This window comes from Streptomyces rhizosphaerihabitans (assembly GCF_025399795.1).
GTDB classification, from domain to species: domain Bacteria; phylum Actinomycetota; class Actinomycetes; order Streptomycetales; family Streptomycetaceae; genus Streptomyces; species Streptomyces rhizosphaerihabitans.
Window position 1 is genome coordinate 271,444 of record NZ_JAODTZ010000005.1, and the last position, 14,333, is coordinate 285,776.

Annotated in this window: 11 protein-coding genes; all 11 read left to right on the forward strand. The window is 71.7% G+C overall.

The genetic code is table 11. The features are described 5' to 3' along the window. Positions 1–6: 6 nt before the first annotated feature. Positions 7–2,208: a bi-domain-containing oxidoreductase gene (locus N4G66_RS07600; protein WP_261703191.1), complete on the forward strand. Its 2,202-nt coding sequence runs from the start codon at positions 7–9 to the stop codon at positions 2,206–2,208. After that, positions 2,205–4,172 (forward strand): alginate lyase family protein, encoded by a 1,968-nt coding sequence (locus N4G66_RS07605; RefSeq protein ID WP_261703192.1) that lies wholly within the window; start codon positions 2,205–2,207, stop codon positions 4,170–4,172. The genes N4G66_RS07600 and N4G66_RS07605 overlap by 4 nt, the downstream gene beginning before the upstream one ends. Before the next feature lie 8 nt (positions 4,173–4,180). Continuing rightward, positions 4,181–5,713, forward strand: coding sequence for a right-handed parallel beta-helix repeat-containing protein (locus N4G66_RS07610; RefSeq protein ID WP_261703193.1), 1,533 nt, complete (start codon positions 4,181–4,183; stop codon positions 5,711–5,713). 1 nt (position 5,714) lies between these two features. Beyond that, positions 5,715–7,019 carry an O-antigen ligase domain-containing protein gene (locus N4G66_RS07615; protein ID WP_261703212.1) on the forward strand — a complete coding sequence of 435 codons (1,305 nt, stop codon included), beginning with the start codon at positions 5,715–5,717 and terminating at the stop codon, positions 7,017–7,019. A 2-nt stretch (positions 7,020–7,021) separates the two neighbouring features. Continuing rightward, entirely contained in the window at positions 7,022–8,296 is a 1,275-nt protein-coding gene (locus N4G66_RS07620) for a glycosyltransferase (RefSeq protein WP_261703194.1), read from the forward strand. Beyond that, a complete protein-coding gene (locus N4G66_RS07625; protein WP_261703195.1) occupies positions 8,293–9,528 on the forward strand; it encodes a class I SAM-dependent methyltransferase in 1,236 nt (411 codons plus the stop codon). Before N4G66_RS07620 ends, N4G66_RS07625 begins: the two co-directional genes overlap by 4 nt. After that, on the forward strand, positions 9,525–10,352 hold the full coding sequence (locus N4G66_RS07630; RefSeq protein ID WP_261703196.1) for a glucose-1-phosphate cytidylyltransferase: 828 nt from the start codon (positions 9,525–9,527) through the stop codon (positions 10,350–10,352). Before N4G66_RS07625 ends, N4G66_RS07630 begins: the two co-directional genes overlap by 4 nt. Next, positions 10,349–10,996 (forward strand): PIG-L deacetylase family protein, encoded by a 648-nt coding sequence (locus N4G66_RS07635; protein ID WP_261703197.1) that lies wholly within the window; start codon positions 10,349–10,351, stop codon positions 10,994–10,996. The genes N4G66_RS07630 and N4G66_RS07635 overlap by 4 nt, the downstream gene beginning before the upstream one ends. 3 nt (positions 10,997–10,999) lie before the next feature. Then, entirely contained in the window at positions 11,000–12,025 is a 1,026-nt protein-coding gene (locus tag N4G66_RS07640; protein WP_261703198.1) for an NAD-dependent epimerase/dehydratase family protein, read from the forward strand. Further along, positions 12,013–13,296: a DUF4910 domain-containing protein gene (locus N4G66_RS07645; RefSeq protein ID WP_261703199.1), complete on the forward strand. Its 1,284-nt coding sequence runs from the start codon at positions 12,013–12,015 to the stop codon at positions 13,294–13,296. The genes N4G66_RS07640 and N4G66_RS07645 overlap by 13 nt, the downstream gene beginning before the upstream one ends. A 5-nt stretch (positions 13,297–13,301) precedes the next feature. Beyond that, a partial coding sequence (locus N4G66_RS07650) for a hypothetical protein (protein WP_261703213.1) occupies positions 13,302–14,333 on the forward strand: 1,032 nt, incomplete at its 3' end.

The following is a 14,333-nucleotide window of genomic DNA, read 5'->3' on the forward strand; positions in this document are numbered from 1 at the left end:
CTTCGGGTGAAGCAGGTTGTACAGAACTACAAGAGCGGCGAGCTGGCGGTACTCGACGTACCGGTGCCGGGGTGCAAGCCGGGCGGGGTGCTGGTCCGCAGCGCCTACTCGCTGATCTCCACCGGCACCGAGCTCATGAAGGTGTCCGAGGCCGGCATGTCGATGCTGGGCAAGGCCCGCTCCCGGCCGGACCAGGTGGCCAAGGTCATGCAGAGCGTGGCCACCAACGGGGTGCCCGCCACCTACCGCAAGGTGATGGGCAAGCTGGACTCGTACACACCGCTGGGCTACTCGCTGTGCGGGGTGGTCGAGCAGGTCGGCACCGGGATCGACGACGTGAAGGTCGGCGACCTCGTCGCCTGCGCCGGCAACGAGCACGCGCTGCACGCCGAGCTGAACTGGGTGCCGAAGAACCTCTACGCCCCGGTGCCGGACGGCCTCGCGCCGCGGCACGCCGCCTTCGGCACCGTCGGGTCGATCGCGATGCAGGGCGTGCGCCAGGGCGAGCCGCAGCTCGGCGAGGTGGCGCTGGTCATCGGCCTCGGGCTGATCGGGCAGCTGGTGGTGCAGCTCCTTACCGCCTCGGGGGTCCGCGTCGTCGGGGTCGACCCCGACCCGGCGCGCTGTGAGCTCGCCGAGCGCCTGGGTGCCGCCGCCTGCGGCGATCCAGCGTCCGCGGCCGTGGAAGCCGCCGTCGCCGAACTCACCGGCGGTCACGGCGTGGACCAGGTGTACCTGGCCGCCGGAGGCGGCAGCAACCAGCCCGTCGAGCTGGCCGCCCGGCTCTGCAGGGACCGCGGCCGGGTCGTCGACATCGGAAAATGCCGCCTGGACCTGCCGTGGAACGCGTACTACGAGAAGGAGCTCGACGTCCGGTTCTCGCGCTCGTACGGCCCCGGTCGCTACGACCCGGAGTACGAGCTCGAGGGGCGGGACTACCCGATCGGCTACGTGCGCTGGACCGAGCGCCGCAACCTGGCGTGCTTCCTCGATCTCCTCGCCCGCGGCCGCGTCGACGTGGAGCCCCTGGTCTCCCACGTCGCCGACTTCGACGACGCCGTCGAGACGTACCGGCGCCTGAAGGACGGCGACCTGAAGGCCGTGGCCGTGCTGTTCCGGTACCCCGGGCAGAAAGAGGAAGCGGGGGGAGCGCAGGCCCCGGCGGTGACCGTGCCCGCGGTGCGACGCGGCGGAGCGTCCGCCCCGGCCCGGTCCGCCAACAGGCCGGTGCGGCTGGCGTTCCTCGGGGCGGGAAACTACGCGACCTCGATGCTGCTGCCGCACCTGGCACAGCGCGACGGCGTCGAGTTGTCCACGGTCGTCACCACGACGGCGCTGTCCGCGGCCAACGCGCAGCGGAAGTTCGGCTTCGCCGAGGCGACCACCGATCTCGACGCCGTGCTCGGCGACAAGTCCATCGACGCGGTGTTCGTCGTCACCCGGCACAGCTCGCACGCCGAACTGACCCGAAGGGCGCTGCTGGCCGGCAAGACGGTGTTCGTGGAGAAGCCGCTGGCGCTCACCGAGGACGAGCTGGCCGGTGTGCTCGCGGCGGTGGAGGAGTCCGGCAACGACCGGCTGCAGGTGGGCTTCAACCGCCGGTTCGCGCCGCTGCTGCAGGAGGCCAGGAAGCGGTTCGGCGCCCGGACCGGTCCGGCGAGCCTCCGCTACCTGGTCAACGCGGGCCGCCTCGGACACGGCAGCTGGTACCTCCAGCAGGACACCGAGGGCTCGCGGTTCGCCGGCGAGGGCGGACACTTCATCGACACGGCGAGCTGGCTTCTCGAGGCCGACCCGGTCTCGGTGTACGCGGTCGCCCCGTCCGGCAACGAGGACCTGCAGGTCGTGCTGCGCTACCCGGACGGATCCACCGCCACCATCAGCTACGTCACCAACGGCGCGGCCGGCTTCCCCAAGGAGACGCTGGACCTGGTCGCGGACGGCAAGGTGCTGCGGCTCGACGACTTCGTCCGTGCCTCGCTGTATTCGGACGGCACGGCCGGCCGCAAGCGGTGGGTCAGTTCGCGGCTGCCCAAGGCCCGGGACAAGGGCCAGTCCGCCGAACTGGCCGCGTTCATCAAGGCCGTGCGGACCGGCGGGCCGATGCCGGTGCCGCTGGAGTCGCTGGTCGCCACGACGTCGGCCACCCTCGCCGTGCAGGCCGGCCTGGTCGGCGGCGCGCCGGTGACGCTGGCGAGGGCTCGATGACCATGAGCGCGGGCTGGTACCTGCGGCGGCTGTCCCGGATGGGACCGCTGGAGGTCGGCGGCCGGGCGGGCGACGCGGTGCGCAGGCGGCGGTGGCGGTCGGCGCGGCCACAGTGCCCGAGCGTGACCGGCGCACGGTTCACCGCGGTACTGCCCGCCGGGACGATCGCGGCGATACCTCCGGACGCCGCGAAACGTCTCGTCGCCGAGGCGGACCGGCTGATGGACGGGCACGCCGAGTATTTCGGGGTGGTCCGCGACGACCTGGCCGACCCGGACTGGTGGTGCGACCCGAAGACCGGACGCCGGGCACCGGAGGGCTACGCCTTCGACGTGCCGTACCGGAACGAGGACGCGGTCGGGGACATCAAGCAGATCTGGGAGCTGTCCCGGCATCAGTACCTCACCGTGCTCGCCGCCGCCTACGCGATCACCGGGAACGAGCGGTACGCCGAGCGAGTGGCCGAACACCTGCGGTCCTGGTGGACGGCCAACCCACCGCTGCGCGGCGTGCACTGGACCAGCGGCATCGAGCTGGGCATCCGGCTGCTGTCCTGGGTGTGGATCCGCCGGCTGCTCGACGGCTGGCCGGGAGCGGCCGGGCTGTTCGAGGGCAATCCGGTGGCGCTGAACCAGATCTGGCACCACCAGCGCTGGCTGGCCGCCTTCCCCAGCCGGGGGTCCTCCGCGAACAACCACGTCATCGCCGAGGCCGCCGGGCAGTTCGCCGCGGCCTGCGCGTTCGGGTGGTTCCCCTCCTCGGCGCGTTGGCGAGGCGGCGCGCTGCGGTCGCTGGAGCGGCATCTGCGCGGCAACACCTTCGGCTCCGGCCTCAACCGCGAGCTGGCCACCGAGTACCACGGACTGGTGCTGGAGCTCGGCCTGTCCGCGGTGGCCGAGGCGGATGCCGCCGGCGTACCGGTCCCCGAGTCGATCCGGCTGGTCCTGCTGCGGATGACCGACGCGCTCGCGGCCATCGTGGACGGCCGGTTACGGCCGCCGCGCCAGGGGGACTCGGACGACGGGCACGGCCTGGTCGTGGACGGCGCGGGCACCGACCGCTGGGGCTCGCTGCTGGCCACCGGGGACGCCGTGTTCGGTCGGCTCGCCTGGTGGCCGGCGGTGACCGGCACCGATGTGCGCACCCCGCTGCTGGCCGCGCTCATCCGGCCGTACCCGAAGAGTGGAACCGCACCGGCCGTGACCCGCCCGGCAAGCCGCCCGGCCCATTTCGCCGACGCGGGCATGACCATCCTGCGCGGTCCGGCGGAGATCTGGTGCCGCTGCGACGGTGGTCCGCACGGCTTCCTCTCCATCGCCGCGCACGGCCACGCGGACGCGCTGTCCGTGGAGGTCCGGCACGACGGGGTCGACGTGCTCGCCGACCCGGGGACGTACTGCTACCACGGGCAACCCGAGTGGCGGCGGTACTTCCGGTCGACCCTCGGCCACAACACCCTGCAACTGGACGGCAGTGACCAGTCCGTCTCCGGCGGCCCGTTCCTGTGGACCCGGCATGCCCGCAGCCGCGTCCTGGCCGCGGACACATCCGACGCCTCCGACGGGGGGACGGCCCGCTGGTGTGCCGAGCACGACGGTTACCAGCGCTCCGTGCACCGCCGCCGGGTGGAGCTGACGGCCGCGAGCCAGGAGCTGCGGGTGGTCGACGAGGTGCGCGGCCCGCGCCGGGCCGTACACCTGACGTTCCACCTCGGCCCGGCGATCGCCGCGGACCTGACGGACAACCGGGCCGTGCTCACCTGGACCCGGGACGGCGAGGACCGCTCCGCGGTGCTCGACCTGCCCGGGCAGCTGCGCTGGCGGGCGCATCGCGGCGAGAGCGACCCGCCGCTGGGCTGGTACTCCCCCGGCTTCGGGCGCAAGGAACCCACCACAACGCTGGTCGGCACAGGCTTCGCCGACGGCACGGAGGGGTTCACCACCGTACTCAGGTTCCGCGGCTAGGGGGGCGCGTGGGAATCAAGAGGCGGCACTGGGCGTCGGCGGCGGCACCGCTGGCGCTGGCCCTGCTGGCGGCGACCGGCTGTGAGAGCACGCAGGGCGCCGGGACGGAACCGAAGGCCGCGCCGTCCACGTCTGCGGCCCGATCCGTGGCCCGGGTGTGCGCCGAGCCCGCGGCCGGGCCGGCCGAGGCACCGGCGGGCGCGGTGACGGTCGACCCCAAGGTGGTCGGCGACCTGGCGGCGAAGACCAGGAGCAGCCCCCCGAACACCACGTTCTGGCTTCGACCGGGCAAGCACAGGCTCGAACCGGACCGCTACGCCCAGGTCATCCCCAAGGAGGGAGACCGCTACCTCGGTGCGCCGGGCGCGGTGCTCGACGGCCGGAAGAAGAACCAGTACGCGTTCGGCGGCAGCGCCCGCGACGTCACCATCCGCTACCTGACCGTGCAACGTTTCATGGCGCCCCCCGACGAGGGTGTGGTCAACCATGACTCGGCCGACGGATGGGTGATCGAGCACGCGACGATCCAGGACAACTCCGGCGCCGGGCTGATGGCCGGTGCCCGCCAGCGGGTCCGCGCCAGCTGTCTGCGCGACAACGGTCAGTACGGCATGAACGCGTACAAGGGCACCGGCCGTATCACCGGCCTGGTGGTCGAAGGCAACGAGATCGTGGGCAACAACACCGGCGACTGGGAGCGGCGGCGGAAGGGCTGCGGCTGCACCGGAGGCATCAAGTTCTGGGCCGTCGACGGCGCTGACATAAGCGGCAACTGGGTGCACGACAACCGCGGAACCGGGTTGTGGGCGGACACCAACAACAACGACTTCCGTATCGAGAACAACGTGCTCGAGGACAACGACGGTGCCGCGCTGATCTACGAGACCAGCTACAACGCGGTCATCCGGAACAACATGATCCGTCGGAACAACTGGGTCGAGGGCCGCAGGGAAGCCGACCGCGGCGACACCTTCCCGTACGCGACCATCTACCTGTCCGAGTCCGGCGGCGAACCACGGATCCCGGCCCGCACCGACAAGATCGAGATCTATCGGAACGTGCTGGAGAACAACTGGTCCGGGATCACCCTGTGGGAGAACGCCGACCGGTTCTGCAACAGTCCGGCCAACACCTCGTCCGGTGACTGCACCTTGCTGGTGCGGGACACCGACCGCTGCGCGGAACCGGCGATCGCCACGGCACCGCTCTACGCCGACTGCCGGTGGAAGACCCAGCGGGTGGACATCCACGACAACCGCTTCGTGCTGGACAAGTCCGTCGTCAAGTGCACGGTGAAGTGCGACCGAATGGCGGTGCTGGCCAACTACGGCACCTATCCGGACTGGTCGCCGTACCAGGGCAAGCGGGTGGCCGAGGCGATCACCCACAAGCAGCACAACCGCTGGCACGACAACGTCTATCTCGGACCATGGAAGTTCGTCGCCCAGGACCCGAGCCGGGTGCTCGACTTCGGGCAGTGGCAGGGAATGCCCGACCAGCAGGACGCCGGCAGCACCCTCGACCCACGGGCCGGTGGTTGAGATGGGCGGGGACCTGCGGCGCGGCGGGCTGCCGGACGGACCGGACACGGCGGACACGCGGCCCGGCGCCGAACAGCGCCCTGCCGGCGCACCGAAGATCGTCGGGATCGTCTGGGGGCTGCTGATCCTCAACACGCTCGGCTCCGCCGGGGCCAAGACCATCGTCCCGCTGCCCCGCTCCCTCATCCAGATGGTCACCATGGGCGCGCTGGTCGCCGCATTCGCGCTGGCGCTCGTGGTCAATCTCCGGCTGCGGATCCGGGCCAGCGCCTTCGTGTTCCTGCTCACCCTGCTGCTGGTGCTGAGCGTGATCTCCAGCGCGAACCTGGAGGCCGGGTTCGGCGCGCTGTTCCGCTGCGCCCGACTGGCCCTCTTCGTCGGCACGCTGTGGCTGCTCAGCCGCTGGTGGGACGGCGGCCTGACGTTCGTCCGGCACCACATCCGGCTGTACTTCGCGGTGCTCGGGTCGGTGGCCGCCGGCCTGGTCATCTCACCGGGCGCGGCCCTGCCCGACCTCTACGGCGGGCGGCTGGTCGGCGCGTTGTGGCCGCTCACCCCGCCGCAGATCGGACAGTACGCCGCGGTGATCATCGGGCTCACCGTGCTGCTCGTTCTGGGGCACCGGACCGACAGGGCCGGCGCGGCGGTGGTCATCGTGCCGTCACTCGTCCTGCTCGCGCTGACCCATACCCGGACGGCCACGCTCGGCCTGCTCATCGGGCTGGCGCTGGCGATCGGCTCGCTCATCCTGACCAGCGCCGCCGCCCGCCGGTTCTTCGCCTGGGCGGTGCTGTGCGCCGCCGTGGCCGCGGTGGGCTTCGCCTCCGTGCTGCAGGCGTGGTTCCTGCGCGGACAGAGCCAGGAGAACTTCACCAGCCTCACCGGTCGGGCCAAGGTCTGGGACGCCCTGCTGGCAGCACCCCGGACGACGTCGGAGTACCTGTTCGGCGCGGGTCTGGGCGACAAGTCGTTCGGCGGGCTGCCGATCGACAACAGCTGGCTGGCCGTCTACAACGAGCAGGGTGTGACCGGCGTCGTCCTGGTGGCGGCGATCATCATCGTGTTGGGCGGCGTCGCGTTGCTGCGGCCACCGTCGCTGTCGAGGGCCTGCGCGATCTTCCTGATCAGCTACTGCGCGATCGCGTCGTACACCGAGGCCGGGCTGGGCGACGCCTCGCCGTATCTGCTGCATCTGGCCCTGGCCGCCTCGCTGCTGGCGACACCTGCCGCGGCCACTCCCCTCTCGGCGCCCGAAATCCCTCGACGACGCGTCCCGCGATGGGCCCAGAGATCGGAGGTGACCTGAGCATGCACGTCCTCGTGGTGCACAACCGCTACGCCTCGGCGCAGCCGAGCGGGGAGAACAAGGTCGTCGACCAGGAGGTGGAGCTGTTGCGCGGGGCCGGCCACCGGGTCGAGGTGTTCGAGCGGCGCAGCGACGACATCGCCGCCCGGTCCCTGCTGGGCAAGGCCGCGATACCGCTGCTCGTGCCGTGGAACCCGGCGGTCCGCGCGGAGCTCGCCGCCAGGCTGCGCACCGAGCGGCCGGACGTGGTGCACGTCCACAACGTCTTCCCGCTCCTGTCGCCGGCGGTGCTGGCCGCCTGCGCCGACGCCGGTGTACCCGCCGTCGCCACGCTGCACAACTACACCCAGGTCTGCCCGCCCGGCACGCTGCAGCGGGACGGCAGGCCGTGCACCGAGTGTGTCGGGTCCACGCCGCTGCCCGCCGTCCGGCACGGCTGCTACCGGGGCTCCCGGCTGGCTACGGTGCCGCTCGCGGTCAGCCTGTCGGTCAACCGGCGGCGTTGGTGGTCCGGTGTGGAGCGGTTCTTCTGCATCTCCGGGGCGCAGCGCGACGTCCTGGTGCGGGCCGGCATGCCACCCGAGCGACTGGCGGTGAAGCACAACTTCGTGCCCGAACCGGGCACGCGCCGGACGGACGCCGGTGAGCATGTGCTCTATCTCGGCCGGCTCGCCGAGGCCAAGGGCGTGCGGCTGCTCATGGCCGCGTGGGACGAACTCGCCGCCGACGGCGGGGTGGGCGTCCCGCTCGTGATCGCCGGTACGGGGCCGCTGGAGCCGGAGGTGACCGCCTGGGCAGCGGGCCGGGACGACGTCCGGTACGTCGGCCTCTATGACACGGCGGAGTGCCGGACGGCCATCGCACGGTCGGTCGCCGTGGTGGCTCCCTCCACATGGCTGGAGGCGTTCGGCCTGGTGGTCGTGGAGGCGATGGCGGCGGGGGTCCCGGTCGTCGCCGCCGGTCACGGCGCCTTCGTCGAACTCGTCGAGGACGGGGTGAGCGGGCTGCTGCACCGGCCGGGCGAGTCCGCGTCGCTCGCGTCCTGCATACGCCGGATCGCGGCCGAGAAGGACCGCAACCGGGAGATGGGCCAGGCGGCCCGGCGCCGTTACGAGCAGGGGTTCAGCCCGGCCGTCGGCCTTGAGCGCCTGGTGGAGGGGTACCGCACCGCGATCGCGGGTCGGTCCGGCGGCGGGGACAGCCCGTCGCCGTTGGGGGACAACAGCACCGGCTCGCGGCGGGGACACCTGCGCGAGCGGGATGGGGGCAGTAGATGACACGATGCCGACTCTGCGGCTCGGCGGCTCTGGTGAGCGTCGTCGATCTGGGGGCGACCCCGCCGTGCGAGAGCTTTCTCGCCGCGGACCAACTGGACAAGCCGGAGCCTGCGTACCCGCTGCACCTGCGGGTCTGCACCGACTGCTGGCTCACGCAGATCCCTCCGCTGATCACGCCGGAGGAGACGTTCAGCGAGTACGCGTACTTCTCCTCCTTCTCGACCTCCTGGGTGGAGCACGCGCGCACGTTCGTCGCCGACGCCGTACAGCGAGTGGGGCTCGGTCCCGACGCCTTCGTGGTCGAGGTCGCGAGCAACGACGGGTACCTGCTGAGGCATGTGGTGGACCGGGGGATCCGCTGCCTCGGCATCGAACCGTCGGTGAACGTCGGCGCAGCGGCGCGGGACGCGGGTGTGCCCACGCTCACGGAGTTCCTGTCCCCGGACACCGGCTCGGCCGTCCGCGCCGAGCACGGCCCGGCGGACCTGGTCGTGGCCAACAACGTGTACGCGCACATCCCCGACGTGGTCGGGTTCACGCAGGGGCTGCGCGCTCTGGTCGCCGACGACGGCTGGGTCTCCATCGAGGTGCAGCACCTGCTGACCCTGATCGAGGAGAACCAGTACGACACGATCTACCACGAGCACTTCCAGTACTACACGGTCGCGTCCGCGATCCGGGCGCTGGCAAGCGGCGGACTCACGCTCGTGGACGTCGAGTTGCTGCCCACGCACGGCGGCTCCATCCGGCTGTGGGCCCGGCCGGCCGAGGTGGCCGGGGAGCCGAGCGGGAAGGTGGCCGAGGTCCTTGACCGGGAGAAGGCCGCCGGGCTCCAGGACCTGTCCGGGTACACCGAGTTCTCCGGCCGGGTGGCCAAGGTGCGCCGGGACCTGCTGCGGTTCCTCATCGAGGCGGCCGAGCGCGGCGAGACGGTCGTCGGCTACGGCGCCCCGGGCAAGGGCAACACCCTGCTCAACCACTGCGGCATCCGGCCCGACCTGCTCACCTACACGGTCGACCGCAACCCTTACAAGCACGGCAGGTTCACCCCGGGCACCCGTATCCCGATCCTGCCGCCCGAGCGGATAGCCGCAGACAAACCGGACTACGTCCTCGTCCTCCCGTGGAACCTGCGGGCCGAGCTGGTCGAGCAGCTGTCCTTCGTGCACGAGTGGGGCGGCCGCCTTGTCTTTCCCATCCCGGAACTGAGCATTGTCGAGGTCAAGTCATGAAGGTCGTTCTGTTCTGCGGCGGCTACGGGATGCGTATGCGCAACGGCACCTCCGACGACGTGCCCAAGCCGATGGCGATGGTCGGCCCGCGTCCGCTGATCTGGCATGTCATGCGCTACTACGCGCACTTCGGACACACGGAGTTCATCCTGTGCCTCGGGTACGGGGCGCACCACATCAAGAACTTCTTCCTCACCTACGAGGAGACGACGTCCAACGACTTCGTGCTGCGGGGCGGCCGGGCCGAGCTGCTGTCCACCGACATAGCCGACTGGACGATCACGTTCGCGCAGACCGGTATCGAGTCGCCGATCGGGGAGCGACTGCGCCGGGTGCGGCACCATCTGGACGGCGACGAGATGTTCCTCGCGAACTACGCAGACGTGCTCACCGACGCCCCGCTGCCGGAGATGATCGACCGGTTCGCCCGGCGCGACGCCGGTGCGTCGATGATGGTGGTGCCACCGCAGTCGTCGTTCCACTGCGTGGACCTGGGCGAGGACGGCCTGGTGGGGGGCATCACCGCGGTGAGCGACATGCCGCTGTGGGAGAACGGCGGCTACTTCGTCCTCCGCCAGGAGGTCTTCGACCACATCCCGGAGAACGGGGACCTGGTCGCCGACGGATGTGCCCAACTGGCCAAGCGCGGACGGCTGGTGGCGCATCAGCACCGCGGCTTCTGGAAGCCGACCGACACCGTGAAGGAGCGGGCCGCGCTCGACGACGCCTACGCCCGGGGCGACCGCCCGTGGGCCGTGTGGGAACGGGACGGCGCGGGGGCGAGCGCGACCGGCAGCAGGGACGGCGCCGGAGCGAGGGCGTGATCGGGCTCGGCGCCAAGCGCCTGGACCGGATCGTCGCGGTGGGCGCGCACTGCGACGACATCGCCATCGGCGCCGGCGGCACGCTGCTGACGCTGTGCCAGGCGCGACCGGGTATCCGCGTCGACGCGCTGGTGCTATCCGGCGGTGGCAGCGAGCGGGAACAGGAGGAGCAGGCCGCGCTCGCCGCCTTCTGCCCGGACGCCGACCTGCGGCTCACCGTGCACAAGCTGCCGGACGGCCGGATGCCCGGGCACTGGGACGAGGCCAAGGCCGCGGTCGAGGAGCTGCGTCTGCGGACCGAGCCGGATCTGGTCCTCGCCCCGCGTACCGACGACGCGCACCAGGATCACCGCGGTCTGGCGAAACTGATGACCACCGCGTTCCGCGACCACCTCGTGCTCGGCTACGAGATCGTCAAGTGGGACGGCGATCTCGGCCGTCCGTCGGCGTACCAGCCGCTGTCGCCGGAGACCGCCGAACTGAAGGTGCGGCTGCTTCAGGAGCACTACCCCTCGCAGCAGCACCGGCCCTGGTACGACCGGGAGGCCTTCCTCGGGCTGGCCCGGATCCGCGGTATCGAAAGCAACGCGCGTTACGCCGAGGCGTTCGCCGTCACCAAACTCACTCTCGACCTGGGGGAATGAACCTTGCGCGTACTGCTGACCGGGCACCAGGGCTATCTGGGCACCGTCATGGCCCCGGTCCTCGCGGCCGCCGGGCACGAGGTCGTCGGTCTTGACGCCGGCCTGTTCGCCGACTGCGTCCTTGGCCCGGTGCCCGCCGACCCGTCCGGGTATCGGGTCGACCTGCGCGACGTCACGGCCGAGCACGTGGCCGGGGTGGACGCCGTGATCCACCTGGCCGCGCTGTCCAACGACCCGCTGGGATCGCTGGCGCCGGAGCTCACCTACGACATCAACCACCACGCGTCCGTACGCCTTGCCCGGCTGGCCCGCGAGGCCGGGGTGCGGCGCTTCCTGTACGCGTCGACGTGCTCGGTCTACGGCGCCGCCGGCGGCGACGAACTGGTGGCCGAGGACGCCCCGCTGCGCCCGGTGACGCCGTACGCGGAGTCCAAGGTGCGGGTGGAGGACGACCTGCACGCGCTGGCCGACGACGACTTCACCCCGGTGTTCATGCGCAACGCCACCGCCTTCGGGTACTCACCGCGGCTGCGCGCCGACATCGTGCTGAACAACCTGGTGGGGCACGCCCTGTTGTCCGGCGAAGTCCTGGTGCTCTCCGACGGCACGCCCTGGCGCCCGCTGGTGCACGCCGCCGACATCGCCCGGGCCTTCACGGCCGCGCTGACCGCGCCGCGGGAATCGGTGCACGACCGGGCGTTCAACATCGGCAGCGAGTTCAACAACGTCACGGTCGCCGAGATCGCCGACCAGGTCGCCGAGGCGGTGTCCGGCGCGAAGGTGGTGATCACCGGGGAGAACGGTGCCGATCCGCGGTCCTACCGGGTCGACTTCTCCCGGTTCCGCGCCGCGGTGCCCAGCTTCGACTGCGAGTGGACGGTGAAGCGGGGCGCGCTCGAACTCGCCGACGCCTACCGGAAACACGGGCTGACCCGGGAGAGCTTCGAGCAGCGCTTCACCCGCCTTGCCGTGCTGCGCGCGGCGACCGAGGCCGGCACCGTCGACGACACCCTGCGGTGGCGCCGATGACCGAGCTCGGCCACGAGATGCACGCTCTGGTGGAGCGGATGTACCCGCTCTGCCGGAGCATCACCGGCGACGGGGTGCGCGCCACCCTGGACATCGTCGGCGAGCACATCCCGCTCCAGGTGCACGAGGTGCCGACCGGGACCCAGGTACTCGACTGGACGGTGCCGCAGGAGTGGAACATCAAGGACGCCTACATCGCCGACGGTTCCGGCAGGCGCGTCGTCGACTTCGCCGCGTCCAGCCTGCACGTGCTCGGCTACAGCGTGCCGGTGTCGGCGACCATGCCGCTGTCCGAGCTGCGCGAGCACCTGTACACCCTGCCCGACCACCCGAGCTGGGTGCCGTACCGCACCAGTTACTACAAGCCGGAATGGGGGTTCTGCCTGGCCCAGGAGACCCTGGACGCGCTGCCGGAGGGCGACTACGAGGTGCGCGTCGACTCCACGCTCGCCGACGGGCACCTCACCTACGCCGAGCACGTGGTCCCCGGGCAGATCGCCGACGAGGTGATCGTCTCCTGCCACGTCTGCCACCCGTCACTGGCCAACGACAACCTGGCCGGCATCGCGGTGGCGACGTACCTGGCACGGGCGCTGGCGGAGCAGAACCCGTACTACACCTACCGGTTCATCTTCGCGCCCGGCACCGTCGGGGCGATCACCTGGCTGGCCCGCAACGCGGAACGGGTGGACCGGGTCAAGCACGGGCTGGTGCTGGCCTGCGCGGGCGACCCGGGCCAGCTGACGTACAAGCAGAGCAGGCGCGGCGACGCGGAGATCGACCGGGTGATGCGGCACGTGCTGGCCTCCTCCGAACGCCCGCACCAGGTCAACGAGTTCACCCCGTACGGGTACGACGAGCGGCAGTTCTGCTCGCCCGGGTTCGATCTCGGCGTGGGCTCGCTCAGCCGGACCCCGTACGCCGGCTACCCCGAGTACCACACCTCGGCGGACAACCTGGACTTCGTCTCCCCGGAGGCGATGGCGGACACGCTCGCCGTGTGCCGCGAGGCGTTCGCCGTCCTGGACCGCAACCGGAGCTACGTCAACCTCAGCCCCTACGGTGAGCCCCAGCTCGGCCGGCGCGGGCTGTACGACTCGCTCGGCGGCCGCAGCGACGCCAAGCAGGCCCAGATGGCGATGCTCTGGGTGCTCAGCCTCTCCGACGGCGAGCACACACTGCTGGACGTCGCCGAGCGGTCCGGGCTGCCGTTCGACACCGTCGCCGCCGCGGCCGGCGCCCTGTGCGGCGCCGAATTGATCAAGGCATGAAGCCGATGACCACCGAGGGGGAGAAGACGACGGCATCGGCGGTCCCCGCCGGACCCGCCCGGCAAACCGCCAAGCGGGCCATGGTCGGCCGGCTGTCCTGGGGACTGGCCGACCAGGCGGCCTCCAGCGTGAGCAACTTCGCGGTGGGCATCTACGTGGCCCGCTCGCTGGGGGTGACCGCGTTCGGCGTGTTCAGCCTCGCCTGGGTGACCTACGGCGTGGTGCTCAACGTCTCCCGCGGGCTGGCCACCGATCCGCTCACGGTGCGCTTCAGCGGCCCGCCCGGCACGGCCTGGCGCGGGGCGGTGGGCCGCTCGACGGGCACCGCGCTCGGCGTCGGCGGCGCTCTCGGCGCGGTGTGTCTGGTGGCCGGGCTCGGACTCGGCGGCCGGGTCGGGCCCGCGTTCGCCGCCCTCGGTGTCATGATGCCGGGGCTGCTGCTCCAGGACGCCTGGCGGTACTCGTTCTTCGCCGCGGGCACCGGGCGGAAGGCGTTCTTCAACGACGTCGTGTGGGGTCTCGCGCTCGTCCCCGCCATGGTGGTGGCCGCCCGCGTCGGCACCGTGGCCGCCTTCGTGTTCGCCTGGGGCGCGTCCGCCACGGTGGCCGCGGGCTACGGCTGCGTCCAGTCCGGCATCCGGCCCCGGATGGCCGAGGCGCGCGGGTGGCTGCGCGAACAGCGCGATCTCGGCTACCGGTACCTGGTCGAGAACGTCAGCCTCAGTGGCGCGAGCCAGTTGCGGGCGTACGGGCTCGGCGTGATCGTCGGGGTCGGCGCGGTCGGCGCGGTGCGGGGCGCCGAGCTCCTGCTCGGCCCGTTCCTGGCCGTGCTCATGGGGCTTTCGCTGGTCACCGTCCCGGAGGCGGCACGGGTGCTGCGGCAGGCCCCGCACCGACTGGGCAGGTTCTGCCTGCTCCTCGGCGGGGGGCAGGCCGTCGGCGCGCTGCTCTGGGGCTCGGCGCTGCTGCTGGTGCCCGGCCGGCTCGGCGAGACGGTGCTCGGCGACGTCTGGCACTCCGCCTCCCAGCTCATCGTG

Excerpts from the sequence above, each read along its gene's own strand:
- N4G66_RS07615 (WP_261703212.1), top strand. The coding sequence starts at position 5,715 with ATGGGCGGGGACCTGCGGCGCGGCGGGCTGCCGGACGGACCGGACACG.
- N4G66_RS07620 (WP_261703194.1), top strand. The coding sequence starts at position 7,022 with ATGCACGTCCTCGTGGTGCACAACCGCTACGCCTCGGCGCAGCCGAGC.
- N4G66_RS07605 (WP_261703192.1), top strand. The coding sequence starts at position 2,205 with ATGACCATGAGCGCGGGCTGGTACCTGCGGCGGCTGTCCCGGATGGGA.
- N4G66_RS07625 (WP_261703195.1), top strand. The coding sequence starts at position 8,293 with ATGACACGATGCCGACTCTGCGGCTCGGCGGCTCTGGTGAGCGTCGTC.
- N4G66_RS07630 (WP_261703196.1), top strand. The coding sequence starts at position 9,525 with ATGAAGGTCGTTCTGTTCTGCGGCGGCTACGGGATGCGTATGCGCAAC.